We start from the raw sequence: 17,102 nt of genomic DNA, 5'->3' as shown, positions 1-17,102 counted from the left end.
GCCATGGAAACCCCGCTCAGCAACGGTAAACAGAAAGTCCGCTCGGCCGAAGTCGGCACCGACATTCTCAAGGCCCTGGCCGAACTGTCCCCCTCCACGTCACTGTCACGCCTGGCCGAACACGTGCAAATGCCGGCAAGCAAGGTTCATCGATACTTGCAGGCGTTGATCGCCAGTGGTTTTGCCGAGCAGAACGCGGCCACCAACCACTACGGCTTGGGTCGCGAAGCCCTGCGCGTGGGTTTGGCGGCCTTGAACGGCATGGACGTGTTGCAAGTGGCCGCCCTGCCCCTGGCCGAGTTGCGCGACGACCTGAACGAAACCTGTTTCCTGGCGGTGTGGGGCAACCATGGCGCGACCGTGGTGCGCATCGAACCGGCCGTGCGGGCCGTGACCGTGGTGACACAACTGGGCTCGGTATTGCCGCTGCTCAGCTCATCCACGGGGCTGGTATTCAGTGCCTTTCTGCCGGAACGCGAGACGATCGGCTTGCGGGAACAGGAAGTCGAAGGCACCACCCACCATGCCCTGGCCGACGACCAGGCCTATGCCACCCTGTGCGAGCAAATCCGTAATCGCGGCCTGCATCACGTGCATGGTTTGCTGATGCCGGGCGTGGATGCCTTGTCCGCCCCGGTGTTCAATGCGATCGGCCAGGTGGCGGCGGTCATGACGATTGTCGGCCCGACATCGTTGTTCCACGCTGATGAAAACGGCCCGGCGGCGCAACGACTGTTGTCGGCGACCCGGGCCGTGAGTTGGCGTATGGGTTATGAGGCGAGTCCTGGCTCGGATCAAACCCTGCGCGTCGAGTCGTTCTAGCCCATGACACCCATGACCTTGGCTTTTGCCACCGCTTGCGTGCGCCGCTGCACCCCCAGCTTGCTGTGTATGCGACGCGCGTGGGTCTTCACTGTGTGCAACGAAATGAACAGACGTTCGGCGATCTGCTGATTTGAATGCCCCTGGGCAATCAACTCCAGCACTTCCAGTTCACGATGACTGAGCAAGGTGTCTTCATTGGCGGCCACCTGTTCGATCGGCGTTGTCGATTGAGCCCAGCGCAACAGGTCGGGCTGGCGCAGGCGCAGCTCGCGCAAAGCCTGCTCGGCCCGCCAACAGCTGACGCGCTTGAACCCTTCCTGCATGAGCACGCGGGCCTGGGCGCGGTCACCGGACAACCAGACGACTTCAGTCAACGCCAGGTGCAGCTCCGTTTCCAGGCTGTGCATTTCACTATGCTGGGCCCGGGCGATCATTGCCTGCAAGCGCGCTACCGCGTCCGGTGCCTGATGCAGGTAGACCTCGGTCAGCACCAGCAAGTATTCAAGTCGTGCAATCAGCTCCAGGGTCGCCGGAGGCGCATGCTTGGCCTGCGGTCCGCGAAAATGCCGCAGGACTCGGGTCAAGGCTTCATGGGCCAGCTCCGCACGCCCCTGTTGCAACCAGAACTGGCAACTGGTTTGCAGCAAGACGCCACGGTAAACGGTGTCGGGGATGTGCCGCTGCTGCATGATCCGTTCGGCATCGCGCAGTTGCGCGAACGCTTCGCCATAGTCGCCCTGGTGGGCAGCCAGGCAGGCCTTGCCGAGAAAGCCGTAGAGCACCTGTTTGTCCTGGTTGCGCAGGCCCGTTTCCAGGCCCGTTTGAAACTGCTCGGCGGCCCACTCTTCCTGCCCCATGCGCAATGCCAGGCGACCGCGTCGCAGGGCAATGCGCCCCAGCAGCGCGGAAAAATCCTGGCCTGGCTTATCGAGCAACGCCTGGACCTCGCTGAGCAGATGATCGGCCCGGTGAGGCGCACCGCGCTGTTCCAGCACTTGGGCGTGGTCCAGCTCCAGCAAACCTTCAAACACCAGCGAGCCGTGGGCGCGAGCCAGGCATAACGCCTGGCGGTTAGTCCATTGTGCAGACGCCAGTTCACCGTTGAGCAGCGCCTGTTGCGTCAATCCCAACAGGCATAGCAGCCGCAACGCCCAGGCTTGCGGATCGAGGCTGGCCTGGGCCTGGAGGAAATGCTCGCGCGCCGACTCGCCATCACCGCAGAGGTGCAGAAGCCAGCCCCGCAGCACCTGCCAGCGCGCCACCAATTGGCGCTGCCGCCCCGCCAGCGGTTGCGGCGCGAATCGGGACAGTTGTTCGATGCACACCTGCGCCTGATCGAAACGTCCGGCGAACAGCAGGGCTGCGGTGACCAACCCTACCGACTGCGGCGTGCCAAGGCTCAGGGCCTCGCCTTGCTGATCATGCAGATTCAGCAACAGTTGCACATTCTGGTGCTGCAAGACGTGCTCGAAACTCAAATGCTGCAACAAGCTGACGGCCGTCTCGAACTCCTCGGCGAGCATGGCCTGCTCGAAGGCCATCTGCCAATCCTGCTCGGCAGCAAACCACTGGCAGGCCCGTCGATGCCAGGAGCGCCGTTGCGACCAGGGCTCCTCGCGCACCAACCGCGCCAAGGCGGGGAAAATCTGCAACCAGTCCGACGTCTGCTCCCACGGCTCGATGAAACACCCCAGCTCCAGCAGCAAGGGCAGGCACTGCGCGCCCACAGTGTCGCCAAACAAATGCTCGCACAGCCGCGCATTGAAGCGCGGCAGGTGCGCCAGTACTCGCCAGGCCTGGGCCAAGTCCGCAGTCAGCGAGCTGAACAACTCGTACTCAAGGTAATCTGGCAAGGTCCCCGCCCGACTCGGCGATGCGTGACTGCGCGCCCACTCACAGCGTTCGAGCAAGGTGATGCGCACCCCGGCGCACCAACCGCCACTGCGCTGAATCACTTCGCGGGCGGTGCGGGTCACCTGCGGGCCAGGCAGATGGCGAAGCAACTGCTCGACATCCTGTGCGGTGAAGAGCAACGCCTGCACGTCAAATTCATGCAGCTCGTCATTGAGCAACAATCGCGGCCAATTGCAGTGAGGCCGACGCCGGCCATTGAGCCACAGTTGCAGCGCTGGACTGCTGGCGCTCAACAGACGATCGAGAAACTGGTCCAGCCCGGGATTGGGCACCCGGCAATAATCATCCAGGAACAGCCAGGTGGGCGTCTGCAACCGCGCCAGATGGGCCAGGAGCCCGGCTTCGTCCATCACCGGCAACCCGAGGGTCTGTGCCAACCGCTCGCACATTTGCGCCGCATCCAGCGCAGCACCTCCCAGCGGCAACCAGTGCAGTCGACAGTCGCCGGGGGCTTGGAGAAAACATTCGGCGAACAATGCGCTCTTGCCACTGCCCGCCGGCGCGCACAGCAGCTTTACCCGCGCTTCGGAGCTCAACAGGGGCTCGCTCAAGGACCGCCGCGGCACGTGCGTCGAGGACAGGCGAGGCAGCAATCCTGGACGGTCCGGACACGGGGTCATGGCAGTCATTTGCGAAGATCCTGTTTATTGTTGTTCCACCACCCTAGACCTGTGTCGCTGACCTTTGGAGAAGTATTCAGCGCGCTGATTGGCGCCCATAAAAAAACGACCGGCAAGCCCCTTGCCGGTCGTTAGTGATTGTTCCAGCGTGGCGAACCCTTAGCGAACCCCGGTCGAACGCAAAGCCGCCGGCGTGTAGTCGGCCGCCCGGGCTTCGAAACCGTACACGTAGCTGTGTTTCTCTTCGTTCTTCATGCCCAACGCGATGTAGCGGCCGGCGATGATGTCGTAGAGCGCTTCAAGGGTGTAGCCCGGGTTTTGATGGTCGTAATAGAACTGGGCATGACCTTCGGCCACGCGCCACAGTTGGCCGCGACCGTCGTAGTGATCCACCAGTGCCGCCTGCCAGCTGTCTTCGTCGAAATACATGTGGCGCTTGGCGTAGATGTGCCGCTCGCTGGGCTTGACCGTACCGACCACTTCCCAGACCCGGTGCAGTTCATAGCGGGTCAGGTCCTGGTTGATGTGGCCGGCCTTGATCACATCGTCGTACTTGAGGCTGGGCGAGTCGAGCTTGTAGCTGTTGTACGGGATGTACATTTCCTTCTTGCCGACCAACTTCCAGTCGTAGCGGTCCGGGGCGCCGGAAAACAGGTCGAAGTTGTCGGAGGTGCGCAACCCGTCGGCGGCGGTGCCTGGCCCGTCATACGCCACTTGCGGGGCGCGACGTACGCGCCGCTGGCCGGCGTTGTAGATCCAGGCCAGGCGCGGTTCCTTCACTTGGTCCAGCGTCTCATGCACCAGCAGCACGTTGCCGGCCAGGCGCGCCGGGGCGGTGACCTCCTGCTTGAAATAGGTCAGCACGTTGCTGGCCTTTTCCGGGTCGGCATCCTTGATCAGGAACGGCACGGCGATTTCTTCTTCAAAGCGGATCGGCGTGAAGCCGCCATTGGTCTGTGGCGTGGCCTGGGTGATGATGCGCCGCAGGTTGCCACCGTGATAGCGGGTGATGTGGTTCCAGATCACTTCCACGCCGTTCTTGGGGATCGGGAACGCGTAGTAGCGGTTGCCGGTGAAATTGGACAAGCCGTTACCGTCGTTGATGGATGTCACATTGAGGGCACTGCGCTTGGCCGCCTCGTAGACCTCCGGCGGCAGCGCAACACTGCGATGGGTCGGGTACACCGGGATCTTGTACGTCTCGGGGTAGCGCTTGAACATCGCCACCTGCCCTTCGGACAGCTTGTCCTTGTACTTGTCCACCGTCGCGGCGGTGATGGTAAACAGCGGTTTTTCATTGGCGAACGGGTCGGCCAGGAAACCCTTGCTGTCCACGGCGCCGGCATTTTTCGCAATCCCACCGGTCCAGGCCGGGATCGAGCCATCGGCATTGCCGGCCTTTTCCGCGCCTATGGGCGTGAGGCTGGTGCCCAGCTTGTTCGCTTCATCCGGCGAAACCGCCGCCATCACGTTCGCGGCCAACAGGCTCAGGGCCAGGGCACCGCATTGCAGGATCATCTTGCGCATTGGGTTTTCCTTGTCAGCCAGATCAGAAGTTCACGCCGAAGCTCAACGCGAGGAAGTCGCGGTCTTCAAGGACGTTGTAGTCGCCGCCAAAAAAGTCGGTGTAGCTCAGGCTGGCGGTGTAGGTGTTGCGGTAGTCGGCATCGACACCGACGCTGATGGCCTTGGCGCCTTCGTTGAACAGGCCGTTGGGGCCGTAACCGGCCACATCGTGGGACCACGACACGTTGGGCTTGAAGTTCACGCCGCCAATGACGTTGGAATAGTCGAGGATCGCCCGGGCGCGATAGCCCCAGGAAGTCGAGGTGACAAAGCCATCGGTGTCGCCGCCAAACCCGTACTGACCGTAGACCGAATCACGGCCATAACGCAGCTTGTCCTTGGACTCCAGCCCACCGACGTGCACCACCGCCGCCTCGCCGACCACGGTCAGGCGATCAGCGCCCAGCACTTGGTCGAAAAAGTGGGTCATGGTGCTCTGGATCTGGGTCACTTCCTTGCGCCGGTAACCGGTGTTATCCGCACCCGGCGTGGTTGCAATCGGCGATGCCGCGCCGCCGGCGATGGGGTTGACCAGCGCCAGGGTCAGGTCGTTGGTATTGATCTGCACCGGGGCGTTGGGGCGGTAGCTGATTTCCCCAGTCCACGCGGTACCGGTGGGCAGCGTGGTGGAGAAACTGGCGCCGTACAGGCGAATGTCTTCCGGGTATTCAAGGTAATACTGACCGCGTCCCAGCATCACGCTCTGGGCCAGGCCCGCGCCGCTGCCAGGGGCCAGGCCGTTGGCAATCCCGACCATTCCCGGCAACGCTGCCAAGGTCGAGAGCCCCGCCGTTGTGGTCCCGACGGTAGGCGTGCGGCTGTGGTAATTCATGAAGTACAGGCCGTACTCGGTATCATCGCCGAGCCAGCGCAACGCTGTGCCCCACTGGCCGGAATCCCGGGCATCGCGGTCGCCGCCACGGGCAACGACGACCCCTTCGCGGTTCACTTGGATTTCCTGGCCGAACGCACGCGTCAATGGCACGAATGGCGCAATCGCCGGGCTACCAACGGTGTAACCGGTCGTACAGCCATCGGCCACCACATCGTTACCGAAGAAGGTGCCGCAGTTATCCACAACCGTCTGGTCCCACTCCAGTTGATAAAAACCTTCGACGGTGAGCTTGTCGGTCAGACCCTGGGAAGCGAACAGCATGTTCACCGGGATCAGGCCTTCCTTGATCTCCGCACCCGGGCGACGGAACGCGGATACGTCCACCGGGTTGATGCTGTTGATGGAGTTGCCGATGAAGGTACTTTCCCCCCAACTGACCACCTGCTTGCCGGCCCGCACGGTGCCCGGCAAATCGGCGATGGAGTAGTTGTGATAGACGAAGGCATCGAGAATCTGCGCGCCGGACGACTTGGCGCCTTCCTTGCGGTTGCTGTCGCTGATGTCCTTGAATTCGCGACCTTCGTCCTTGAGTTCGAAGTCATACCAATACTTGCCCCGCACGAACACACCGGTGTCGCCGTACTTGAGTTCAAGGTCGTGCAGGCCTTTGAAGATTTTGGAAAAGGTCTCGCCCTTCTTGAAGTTCAGCCGCCCATCATCGCCGGTGGAGGACTGGCCCCTGCCGCCATTGACCGTGCCCACCAGATCCTTGTCGGCATCGCGCATGCCCCAGCTCGCGCCCACGGACAGCGACGAGTCGAACTGACCCTCGATCTCGCCAATGTTGAATGAAACGGCCTGCGCCTGGGCACAGCAGCCCAAGGCCACCGCGGCGGCCAGCGCCTGCGGCTTGAAGATGGCGCGCATTGTTATTGTTGTCATGCGTCTTCCCCGGTGAGTGACAGAGGCTTCACCCTACTGCCGCACGCCATGGGCGATAAGCGCACCAAGGAGGTATTCGCGCTGTACCTAAAAAGGATTACAGCCCATGCGAGACGGGCCTTTGCGCTGCGCATGGACGCTCTGGATGATGGACTATCAGCGCCGCGCATATTCATGCGGCACCTGCTACTGTTACACGCCCTGCAACGGTGCATGTCCGGATCCGGGCTGTTTCCCGCTGGGCTCGATGCCTATGCTGGCCGGGCTTGCAGGGCAACGGGCCTGCAAGCACAAGTCGCCGCGGCATCCCTCATGCCTGGCGCACCGTCATTCGGATGGGCTGGTGTATCGGTCCGTCATCCCGTGTTTTACCGACGTTGATTTGTAGCTCCTTTGCAACGTCATGCCTTAGGCCGCTGCTTTTTGCAGCGGCCTTTTTTATGTGGGGTTATTTCCGAGTTAAAACTTCTTGTTTCCTACGTTATTGTCGGAAAGGCTCACCTGCCTGCATTTAGAGATCGAACTTATAGTTTCCTTGGTCGCCCAGGATGGGGGGCTACGCAAATAGCCACGAACGACCGTACGTGCTGAATGACGGTTTGGCTATTCAGATTCGATTCGAAAGGAACTCGATATGCAGCAAGAAAAAAACATCCTTGTGAATAGAGGTATACCTCGCACACCTTCGTCATCTGACGGGTTTGGATTTAGCGCAAGTCGCGTATCAGGCCCAGACCACTCCGATCGTGCCTACGACGCCATGGATTATGCCTATGATTGGCTGGAGGAAAGCAACACATCCACGGAAGAACTTTTCAACGAAAATATCGGCAATATCATTAATATAACCAACGCCGAACTCGCAAAAACAAGAGCGGCCGTTGCTGCGGTGGTTCCTCCTGGAACCGATGCGATCGAAATTGAATTGCGAACACTCAAATTACAACTTTTCAAAGCGAGGACAGACCATCAACAACACATAGCAATAGCTAATCTTTATTATGGTCATGATCCACTGACACACAAAACTCAAGACGCACGTTATAAAGGTTTCGAGCTCATTGGCCGTCGTGGAGGACAAAGGGCTTATTACAATGCCATTTCCAAGTGGAATGTCTCTTATGCTGCGGCGTACGAGGCGAAGTTTCTGGCTGAGCAAATCAAGCTAATGGATGCTCGCTTAGCCGCACACAACAAAGCCATTGCCGAGGCAAACGCGAAAGCAGCCGCAGAGGCTCAGGCAAGGGCCCAAGCGGAAGCCGAACGCCTGGCACAGGAACAGGCGCGCAAGGCAGCCGAAGCCGAGGCTAAACGCGCTGCTGAAGAACAAGCACGGATTGCACAGGTTGCCGCAACAGTAGCGGCTAAACAAGCCCACGAGGCCGCCATGGCGTTATGGGAGGCCGAAAGATGGGCCCGCATTGCAGAACGGGACGCGGAAGAAGCGAGGCGCCAGGCAGAAGTTCAGAAGGCACGTAAACCAGACCGGGCTACCCGTACATTTCCCGTATCGGGCTCCGCCGCAGCCGCCGGCCCCGTATTTACAATTGCAGGAGGGAGTCTTGCTCCCAACCCTGTGACCGCCTCGGGTATCGCGGATGAGTTACGCTCCGCGGTTTCGGCGATCCTAGAAGCGGTTGCAGCAACAGCGTTACCCGCCGTCGCAGGCTTTGCAACACTTGTCGACCCGTCAGAGCTTGGCAACGGAGAACGCTACGCCCTGAGTGTTCCGCTATCAGAGTTTGTACCCGACAACGCCAATGATTTACTTGCAGTTGCAGTATCAAAAGGAGAAATCGATCTCCCGGTTGTCTTGGGCTCAGTGACCACCAATCACGAAATGGATTTCGTCGTGGCGGGCGCCGACGGAACATCGGTACCCTCCAGCGTGCCGATCAGGCTTGCGACACTCGACCCCCACAACAATGTCTATAGGTCCTACAGTCCGGACGGCTCGTCTATCAGGATGACCTGGACGCCCATCGTAAAAGGGACCGACGCATCTACGACTCGGCCTTTTAGCGTCCCAAATATTGTTCTCTATGAGGGCAGGAGCCCTTGGGCCTCTATCAACTGGTTAGCGGAGGAACCGGAGCTAGAGGATTATGATTTTGGCAGCGGGTTCGTCACGGTGTTCCCAGTCGAGTCGGGTATTCCACCGATTTATACCGTCTTTAACAGTTCTGATGAATGGGTATCCGCGGAAGAAGCACGCAAGGCGGCCGAAGCCGAGACCCTACGCGTAGCCCAGGCACAAGCACTGGAACAAGTCCTGGCGGGGCGCGCATATTCAATACCGGGAGCGTCAGCCGCAGCCGGTCCGGTGTTCACACTCGTCGGCAGTAGCCTGGCCATAAGCCCGGAAGCAACCTTGGCTATCCAGGCTGCGCTACGAGCCGCAGTCACCATGGCTGTCGAATCGCTCACGGCAGTGGCAGGGCCGGCCTTGGCGGGTTTTGGCGCGCTGCTCTATTCACCCAAGCTGGCGAACGGTGAATTACCCGAGCGATATGCGTTCAGCACGCCACTTTCCGAGCTCGCGCCGACACATCACCACGACTTGCATGCAATCGCGGCGGCCGACGGAGTCGTTGACTTGCCGGTACGCCTCACTTCCCAAGAAGCAGCGGATGACCAGCCAGAGATCCTGGTGATCAACACTGATGGTGTAACCCACCCGTCGAAAGTCCGAGTGGCGCCCGTTACCTATAACGCGCAACAGAACCTCTACATCGCTAAAACTGAAGAAACCCCACCCAGAACTTTGACGTGGACGCCGGTCGTTCAACCCGCAAACAGTTCCACCGCGCCTCCCGCCGAACCGCCTGCCCCGCCTGTTTATACAGGCGCATCGGTTATGCCCATTTCGGGAAGGATCGATCCGTTCCCCGAAATAACCGTAAACAGCTTCGATGATTATATTTTCGTCTTCCCAATCGACTCAGGCCTGCCGCCTCTGTACGTCATGTTCAGGGATCGGCGGGAAGATCCTGGGGTTGCACTGGGCAGTGGTACTCCCGTTTCAGGGATATGGGCGGATGCAGCATCAAAAGGAGAAGGGGCACCTATTCCGTCGCAGATTGCGGAACAGTTGAGAGGGAAGGAATTCAGGAATTTCAGGGGGTTTCGGGAGGCTTTTTGGAAAGCCGTCGCTGGGGATCCTATACTTTCTCAACAGTTTAATTTACGCAATCGGGTTCGTATGGAGAAAGGACGCTCCGCCTACGTCAGGAAAGCTGAAAAAATTGGCGCCCGAACAAGATATGAACTTCACCACAAACATTTCATCTCCTTAAATGGTCAAGTTTACGATATCGACAACATTACTCTCATCACCCCTAAAAGACACATTGAAATTCATAGAGAGCGCAAGTAATGAAAAACTCAATAACAGACATAACCGAGAAAGAGTTCCTCGCATTTGTAATAGAAATTTCAGAGGGCAACTATCCTTCAGAAGAAGCCGATGTCGATGCAGTACTAGAATTCGAGAGAATCTCAGAGCACCCCGCAGGATCGGATCTTCTATTTTATCCCGAGCCTGGCAAGGAAAGCTCTGAGGCGATAGTCGACGAGATAAAAAACTGGCGCGCGGCCAACGGAAAACCAGGCTTCAAGCAGCCCTGAGCCTGTTTAAATCTGCGCCCTTTCGCTGCTGATAGATGCAGCGAAAGGGTTCATTGATCATACAAGAGCGGTGCCCCAATAACCCGCAACAGAAGCCGTACGGGATAAACCCGTGCTCTATCGAGACCGCCGCGAACCGGACGGCCTTGGTGAAGAAATACTTTCCCTGACCGTCGTTGCCGTTGACGACGGCAAGCGGTCGAGGCAACGGGCTAAACAGCGTAACGCTGCAGATTCGCCATCATTTCCTTCAACGCTTCAAGATTATCGTTCGGATGCACCGCATCCTCGAAATCACAGATCTGCTGCCAATGAGCGGCGACATCTTCGGGCGAAAAACCTTTGCGAGGATCGAAGCCCGTCCCCAGGCTGCGCTCCCAGCGCACCTTGCCCATCCAGCCGCCGCCGACCTCGAACAGGCCGGAGGTTTCCTGACAGGTTTCACTCGCCAGGTACACCACCAACGGGCTGACCAGTTCAGGCTTGAGCTGCTCGAACACCTGCGGTGGGATCAGGCCTTCGGTCATGCGGGTGCCGCCGGTGGGGGCGATGGCATTGACCAAGATGTTGTTCTTGCGGCCTTCGATGGCGAGGGTGCGGGTCAGGCCATAAAGACCGAGCTTGGCCATGCCGTAGTTGGATTGGCCGAAGTTGCCGTAGATGCCCGAGGTGGAAGCGGTGAAAATCACCCGTCCATAGTTTTGCTCGCGCAGGTGAGGCCACGCGGCGCGGGTGACTTTGTAAGCGCCTTCGACATGGACGCGATAGACCAGGTCCCAGTCGGCGTCGTCCATCTTGTGAAAGGTCTTGTCCCGCAGGATCCCGGCGTTGTTGACCACCACGTCGACCCGGCCAAAGGCATCGAGGGCATTCTGTACAAGTTTGTCGCCGTCGGTAACCGAGTCGTGGTTGGCCTCGGCAATGCCGCCAGCCTCGCGGATCTCGGCGACCACCTTGTCCGCCGCCGTGGCGTTGGCACCTTCGCCCTGCGCGGAGCCGCCGAGGTCGTTGACCAGCACCTTCGCCCCTTGCCTGGCGAACAGCAGCGCATGGGCACGGCCCAGGCCACCGCCGGCCCCCGTGACGATCACGACTTTATCTTCGAAGCGCACAGACTCATTCATGGCAGAACTCCAGCAGGCCGACAGGACAATGGGCACGAGTGTCCGGCACAAATCAGCCGGTCACAATCAACACGATTGCGAGTGAATGGTGGGCGATAAGGCGGGGGGATGATGCGGGCCCAGGCCACGGCGGCGCATTCGATTGGCTGCTGGCAGACGTACCGCTATCGCGAGCAAGCTCGATCCCACAAGGGATCTACGGTGGAATGTGGTCTCGTAAACGCCCGAAGGCCTGCCTGCCAGGGTCATGAGCAGGCCAACTGCCTGTGTGGCGCGGCGATGTTTTCGCGAAACGCCAGGTAATGCTTGAGTACCTGCAACGGCGCCTCGGTGTGCGGGTAGTGGCCGATATCGGGTAGCAACACCGTATCGGGGTTCGGGATCAGGGCCTCGTAGCGCGCCACCATGTGTTCACCGGAAATCGGATCGAGCGCGCCGTCGATCACCCGCAACGGTATTTCGCCGCGCTGCATCGCCCGCACCCAGCGGTCACGCTGCACCCGTCGTTCGGGAATATAGGCGATGAGCTTGTGCATGATCCTTGGGCCATGATGGGTTTGTATCAGGCTCCAGAAATCATCCAGCTCGCTTTCAGTGGGGGCACTGTCGGGACCGAAAATCTCGCGGAAGCTTTTCGCCAGGCTTTGTCGGGAGAACGCCCGGCCGAGTAACCAGCCCAGGGGGCTGAGCAACAGTTTCTGGACCAGTACGGGGCGATGGGTCTCCGGGAAGAGACCGCCATTGAGAAAGACGCAACTGGCGAGCTGGATACGCGCTTCGTAGTGCCGCGCGATGAGCTCCTGGGCGACGCTGTCCCCATAGTCATGGGCCAGCACATGCACCGTTTGGCTCACTTTCAGATGCGCCAGCAAAGCCTGTTGCAGATCCGCCTGCTCCAACAGGCTGTAGGTATGGTCGATGGGCTTGGCGGAATCGCCGAACCCGAGCATATCGCATGCTATTACACGGTAGCGCTGTGCCAACGGCTGCCACAGGTAATGCCAATCCCAACTGGCCGTGGGGAAACCATGGATCAGCAGCAGTGGCTCGCCCTGGCCCGCGACCCAATAACGGATGGCATGGCCGCGAAACATGAAGGTCTGGCTACGCTGGCGCCAGATACGCAGGGGGATCTGGGCAGGGTGCATCAGTTTCTATACCCGCCGTCTTGCTGATCGAGCTTGCGCAGCAGCGCTGGCCAGGCCAGCGCGCCACCCATGCCTTGGGCGCTTTTGGTTACGCCGGCGATCATCGCCCGGGCGCCGGCCAGGATCTGCGGTTCAATGGCTATCAATTCGGCCCCGCCGTTCAGTGCCATGACCTGAATATCGCAGGCCCGCTGAAAAGTGAACATCATCAGGAAGGTATCGGCGATGGTGCCGCCGCACGTCAGCAAGCCATGGTTGTGCAGCATCAGGAAGTTGCTTTCGCCCAGGTCCGCCTGCAAGCGCGCCTTTTCCTCATGGTTCAAGGCCACCCCTTCGTAAGCGTGATAGGCCAGGCTCGACAGCACGAACAGCGATTGCTGGCTGATCGGCAACACGCCTTGCTTCTGTGCCGAGACCGCAACGCCGGACGCGGTGTGCGTATGCAGCACGCAGGCCACGTCATGGCGCACCTCATGGACCGCGCTGTGGATGGTGTAGCCCGCCGGGTTGATTTCGTAGGGGCTGTCCATCAGCTTGTTACCGGCCTGGTCGACTTTGACCAGGCTGGAAGCGGTGATTTCATGGAACATCAACCCGAACGGGTTGATCAGGAAATCCTCGGTGCCGGGGACTTTCGCGGAAATGTGGGTGAAGATCAGGTCATCCCACCCATGCAGTGCGACAAGCCGATAACAGGCGGCAAGATCCACCCGGGTTTGCCACTCGGCCGCACTGACCTGTTCCTTGACGCTGGGTGTCGTTTGGAGGGGCGCTACGCTCACGGCTCTGACCTCTGGTTTCTTATTATAGGAATCCTGTCATCAAGACTTCATATGCAAGAAAACCAGTCTAGTCAGCTCCTCCAGCAGCGGTAGTTGCATTGGCAGCCAGCTTACTGACCGAGCGGGTCAGCCAAACGACTCAAGAGCGCAGCGCACCGACCAATTCAGCCAGCCAAGGCTCGGCGTCGGTTTCCGGCGTTACACTTTCGCTGGCATCCAGGCGCAGCATCGGCAACACCTCGTGCACCCCCAGCTCGGCGAACAGTTCGCGCATCTGCTCGCCACCCGCGCAGAAGGTATCGCCGTAACTGGCATCGCCCAGGCCGATCACCGCGCCGGGCAAGCCACGAAAAAAAGCTGGGAGCTGATCGCGAATGTTCGAATACAACGGCATCAAGCTGTCAGGCAACTCGCCCATGCCCGTGGTCGAGGTCACCGCCAGCAGAGCCTGCGGGCCGAACGCTTGTATCTCCGCCAAGGTGGCACGGGGGTTGTGCCAGGCTTGGAACCCGGCTTCAAGAAGCAGCTTGGCAGCATGCCGGGCGACTTCTTCAGCGGTGCCATAAACCGAGCCGGAAAGGATGGCGACTTTCATCAATCTGTTCCCTGAAACTGTATAAAAGAGCCGTCATGGTAACAGTTGCGCCCACAAAGCCGCGAATGGCTCTCAATACCGGTAATGGCCAGTAGACAGCCCCCGGCTTTCTTCTAGAATGCTGCTTCAACAGGGACGTGCAGAGGGGTTCTCCATGATCAACGCTCAACTGATGCAACTGGTCATCAATGCATCTAACGACGGAATTGTCGTCGCTGAACAAGAAGGCGACGAAGACAACATCCTCATTTATGTCAATCCGGCCTTCGAACGACTGACCGGCTATCACCGCGATGAAGTCCTCTACCAAGATTGCCGGTTCCTGCAATCGGGCGATCGCGACCAGCCGTCCTTGGAACACATCCGCAAGGCGTTGAAGGAAGGCGGAGCCTGTCGCGAAGTGCTGCGCAATTACCGCAAGGACGGCACTCCGTTCTGGAACGAGCTGTCACTGTCCACGGTAAAAAACGAAGCTGATGGGCGCACTTATTTCGTAGGTGTGCAAAAAGATGTCACCGCCCAGGTCAAGGCTCAACAACGGGTCATCCAGCTCGAAAAGGACCTGGCCGACGCGCGGGAGACAATTGCCCGTCTTGAAGCGACGAACGGTTCAAACAAAACCCCGAATTAATGGTCAGTCACTACAATCACCAGTGAAAACGTAAATTTTTATTTCGAGCAGATCATGCAGCGTGACGCCCTTCTCACCCAGGATGAACTGGATTTCATCCGCACCATGCAGCACAACCCGCAGTTGAACGAACGGGATGTCACGTCGAGCCTGCTGGTGAATGGTGGATCGCAGATCCGTGACCTGCTGACGCGCCTGGCGGCAAACGAGCAGGTCACGCTACAAGCCAATTTCGAAAATCAGCAAATGACCTTTCCGTTGCACCTGGTAGAAGACGAATTCCATGCGATGCACTTGCGCCTGGGCGTTCCGAGCATCTATGAAGACGGGCCGAAAATCCGCCCGTGGCGCCTGACGCTCGACGAGCCCGTAGCCCTGGAAAACATCAAGGGCCAACCGGGGCCCCTCTGGGTCCACGAAGTCTCCTGTAAAGGCGTCCTCTTGGAGAGTCGCAGTCGCGCCAAGCCACCCAGGCAGTTTTCTTTGTGGTTCAGCCCGTCAGGCTACGAGAGAATTTCGTTGCGAGGCGTCTTTGAGCGGGAAACGGACCAAGGGTTGTTCGCCTATCACCTGAGCCAGAATGATCAAGACGAGACCGAGCGCCTGCGCCAATACATCCTGCAGCAACATCGTTTGACCCATCCGACCATGCACCTCTGATTCAGGTGTCCAGGTTGCCCGCCAAAAATTGACGCAGGCGCCGGGGCATCATGGTTCCCTCATTCCCCAAACAGGCGATCGACGACCCAGCCAGGGCATCCTGTGCCAACTCGGACGCATCACCAGCCAACATCAACGGACAATCCAGGCTCATCGCCAACCTCGAGAGGCGCTTCGGTAAATCAGGGACCGGCGCGTGGTTGGACACCAGCACCAGCGCCAAAGGCTGGATCTTCTGGCAAACCAGGGTCAACTCGTCGAAGGGCAAGCCGATCGCCAAGAGCCGGACGCCCACCTCAGCCTTGGAAAGGAACAGCGCCGCGACCAGCAGGTCCAACTCACGGCACTGGCCGGAAATGCCGCAGATGAGCACACGCGGCGAATAGCCTTCACGCTTGAGCAAAAGCCGCTGGATAATGCGCGAACGCAGGAAGCCGTCGAAGAATACCCACTCGCTGGTCCGGCCGAATTCCTGCTGGCGTTGCAGCAATTGCCGCCAGATGGGCAGCAGGATGTCCTGGAATACGATCGGCACGGCGTAGGTGGAAAAAATCTGCCCGTAGACACGATCCATTTCCACATCGTCAAACTTGCCAACCGCGTCCATCACCTGTTGCTGCCACTGGGCATAATCGGCCCTGACCAGATCGGACGAGATCAGCGTGGAGACCGGTTGCACCGACTCGGTCTTTGCCAGGATCTTACCGACTTTGCTCACCGCCACGCCGCGCTCGATCCAGGCCAGGATGTTGCGCACTTTTTCGATATCGCCCAGAGAATACAGACGGTGCCCGCTTTCGGTGCGAGTAGGCTGGATCAGACCGTAGCGCCGCTCCCATGCGCGAAGCGTCACTGGGTTCACGCCGGTCAAGCGCGCCACTTCGCGAATGGGGAACAGTTCCTCGCGTTTCAAGGCACCGGATGCCAGCAGAACAAGGTTGTCTTCTGTGTTTACGCTCATTTTGGCAGACAAATCCGACTGGCAAATTGGATCCCAGTTTACTCCCACTCCGACACGTCATTACAACAACAAACGGCCTTTGACGTGCGGTTTTGTTGTTTTGCGCGCAATCGGGAATAATCCTTGCCTGTTTTTTGGCGACCAGACGCTACCCACCACCCCGGGGCGTCCCCCGCGAACCTCCTATCCGGAGCACCGCGCCTGTTTTACGGAGATACAAAATGTCTACCTCACCCGTCACGTTGATGGTGGCCCGCCGCGTCGCCAATGGCCGCTATCAAGACCTGATCGCCTGGCTGCGCGAAGGCGAACAATTGGCCACCGATTTCCCCGGCTACCTGGGCTCGGGCGTCCTCGCGCCACCGCCCCAGGACGACGAATTCCAGATTATTTTCCGCTTTGCCGACGAGCAGACCCTGCACGCCTGGGAACACTCGGCGTCCCGCACGGCCTGGCTGGGACGGGGCGGTGATCTGTTTGCCCATCCCTCCGAACATCGGGTTCGTGGTATCGATGGCTGGTTCGGTACCGTCGGCCAGCGGCCGCCGCGCTGGAAACAGGCCGTGGCGATCTGGCTCGCGTTCTTCCCCGTGTCGCTGTTGTTCAATTTCCTGCTGGGCCCGCTGCTGGGTGAATTGGGCCTGCTGAGCCGGGTGTTCATCAGTACGCTGGTGCTGACGCCATTGATGGTCTACCTGTTTATTCCGATGTCCACTCATCTGTTGGCGAACTGGCTCAACGGCACGCCACGACGGACGCAGCCGGCCGCTCAGAATCATTGATGCCAGCAGCCTCAACAGTATTCCTGTGGGCAGTTGAGTCGCGACCGGATTGACCTTTGTACATAGGACGCGCCCGGCGTCGCTGTTATA

The 17,102-nt window shown here is 59.5% G+C and carries 14 protein-coding genes; 6 read left to right on the top strand and 8 right to left on the bottom strand.

Going from position 1 to position 17,102, the window contains the following annotated elements; all coding sequences use genetic code 11:
- Positions 1-3: 3 nt before the first annotated feature.
- Complete coding sequence (locus tag PFLQ2_RS23335; protein ID WP_003178083.1) at positions 4-822, top strand: IclR family transcriptional regulator; 819 nt, start codon at positions 4-6, stop codon at positions 820-822.
- Here the strand turns inward: PFLQ2_RS23335 and PFLQ2_RS23340 are convergent.
- The 3 genes from PFLQ2_RS23340 to PFLQ2_RS23350 all read right to left on the bottom strand — a co-directional run bounded on the left by PFLQ2_RS23340 (position 819) and on the right by PFLQ2_RS23350 (position 6,702).
- Positions 819-3,368 carry a helix-turn-helix transcriptional regulator gene (locus tag PFLQ2_RS23340; RefSeq protein WP_003178082.1) on the bottom strand — a complete coding sequence of 850 codons (2,550 nt, stop codon included), beginning with the start codon at positions 3,366-3,368 and terminating at the stop codon, positions 819-821. The genes PFLQ2_RS23335 and PFLQ2_RS23340 overlap by 4 nt on opposite strands.
- 150 nt (positions 3,369-3,518) lie before the next feature.
- Positions 3,519-4,886, bottom strand: a complete 1,368-nt coding sequence (locus tag PFLQ2_RS23345; protein ID WP_003178081.1) for a DUF1329 domain-containing protein — start codon at positions 4,884-4,886, stop codon at positions 3,519-3,521.
- 22 nt (positions 4,887-4,908) lie between these two features.
- The gene (locus PFLQ2_RS23350; protein ID WP_003178079.1) at positions 4,909-6,702 is read right to left on the bottom strand and encodes a DUF1302 domain-containing protein; all 1,794 of its coding nucleotides are present in this window, start codon (positions 6,700-6,702) and stop codon (positions 4,909-4,911) included.
- 634 nt (positions 6,703-7,336) lie between these two features.
- On the opposite strand from PFLQ2_RS23350, the gene PFLQ2_RS28335 reads away from it, so the two are divergent.
- Together PFLQ2_RS28335 and PFLQ2_RS27535 are read left to right on the top strand one after the other, a co-directional pair.
- Positions 7,337-10,078 (top strand): S-type pyocin domain-containing protein, encoded by a 2,742-nt coding sequence (locus PFLQ2_RS28335; protein WP_003178078.1) that lies wholly within the window; start codon positions 7,337-7,339, stop codon positions 10,076-10,078.
- Positions 10,078-10,329, top strand: coding sequence for a bacteriocin immunity protein (locus PFLQ2_RS27535; protein WP_033045914.1), 252 nt, complete (start codon positions 10,078-10,080; stop codon positions 10,327-10,329). Before PFLQ2_RS28335 ends, PFLQ2_RS27535 begins: the two co-directional genes overlap by 1 nt.
- 212 nt (positions 10,330-10,541) lie before the next feature.
- Here PFLQ2_RS27535 and PFLQ2_RS23355 read toward each other — a convergent pair whose 3' ends face one another.
- From PFLQ2_RS23355 to PFLQ2_RS23370, 4 genes are all read right to left on the bottom strand, one after another.
- Positions 10,542-11,453 carry an SDR family oxidoreductase gene (locus PFLQ2_RS23355; protein WP_003178076.1) on the bottom strand — a complete coding sequence of 304 codons (912 nt, stop codon included), beginning with the start codon at positions 11,451-11,453 and terminating at the stop codon, positions 10,542-10,544.
- 245 nt (positions 11,454-11,698) lie between these two features.
- Positions 11,699-12,601 carry an alpha/beta fold hydrolase gene (locus tag PFLQ2_RS23360; protein WP_003178074.1) on the bottom strand — a complete coding sequence of 301 codons (903 nt, stop codon included), beginning with the start codon at positions 12,599-12,601 and terminating at the stop codon, positions 11,699-11,701.
- Positions 12,601-13,383, bottom strand: coding sequence for a class II aldolase/adducin family protein (locus tag PFLQ2_RS23365; protein WP_003178073.1), 783 nt, complete (start codon positions 13,381-13,383; stop codon positions 12,601-12,603). The genes PFLQ2_RS23360 and PFLQ2_RS23365 overlap by 1 nt, the downstream gene beginning before the upstream one ends.
- 139 nt (positions 13,384-13,522) lie before the next feature.
- On the bottom strand, positions 13,523-13,978 hold the full coding sequence (locus PFLQ2_RS23370; RefSeq protein ID WP_003178072.1) for a flavodoxin: 456 nt from the start codon (positions 13,976-13,978) through the stop codon (positions 13,523-13,525).
- Positions 13,979-14,132: 154 nt separating this feature from the next.
- Here PFLQ2_RS23370 and PFLQ2_RS23375 point away from each other — a divergent pair, with 154 nt between their 5' ends.
- Together PFLQ2_RS23375 and PFLQ2_RS23380 are read left to right on the top strand one after the other, a co-directional pair.
- Positions 14,133-14,609, top strand: a complete 477-nt coding sequence (locus PFLQ2_RS23375; RefSeq protein ID WP_003178071.1) for a PAS domain-containing protein — start codon at positions 14,133-14,135, stop codon at positions 14,607-14,609.
- 54 nt (positions 14,610-14,663) lie between these two features.
- Complete coding sequence (locus tag PFLQ2_RS23380; protein WP_003178070.1) at positions 14,664-15,269, top strand: hypothetical protein; 606 nt, start codon at positions 14,664-14,666, stop codon at positions 15,267-15,269.
- Position 15,270: 1 nt separating this feature from the next.
- Here the strand turns inward: PFLQ2_RS23380 and PFLQ2_RS23385 are convergent, their stop codons facing one another.
- Positions 15,271-16,230, bottom strand: coding sequence for a MerR family transcriptional regulator (locus tag PFLQ2_RS23385; protein ID WP_003178069.1), 960 nt, complete (start codon positions 16,228-16,230; stop codon positions 15,271-15,273).
- Positions 16,231-16,451: 221 nt separating this feature from the next.
- Between PFLQ2_RS23385 and PFLQ2_RS23390 the strand changes: the two genes are divergently transcribed.
- Positions 16,452-17,012 carry an antibiotic biosynthesis monooxygenase gene (locus tag PFLQ2_RS23390; RefSeq protein ID WP_003178068.1) on the top strand — a complete coding sequence of 187 codons (561 nt, stop codon included), beginning with the start codon at positions 16,452-16,454 and terminating at the stop codon, positions 17,010-17,012.
- The last annotated feature ends 90 nt before the right edge of the window (positions 17,013-17,102 follow it).

This window comes from Pseudomonas fluorescens Q2-87 (assembly GCF_000281895.1).
In the GTDB taxonomy this organism is placed as follows: domain Bacteria; phylum Pseudomonadota; class Gammaproteobacteria; order Pseudomonadales; family Pseudomonadaceae; genus Aquipseudomonas; species Aquipseudomonas fluorescens_S.
This window is presented reverse-complemented; position numbering and strand designations above follow the sequence as displayed.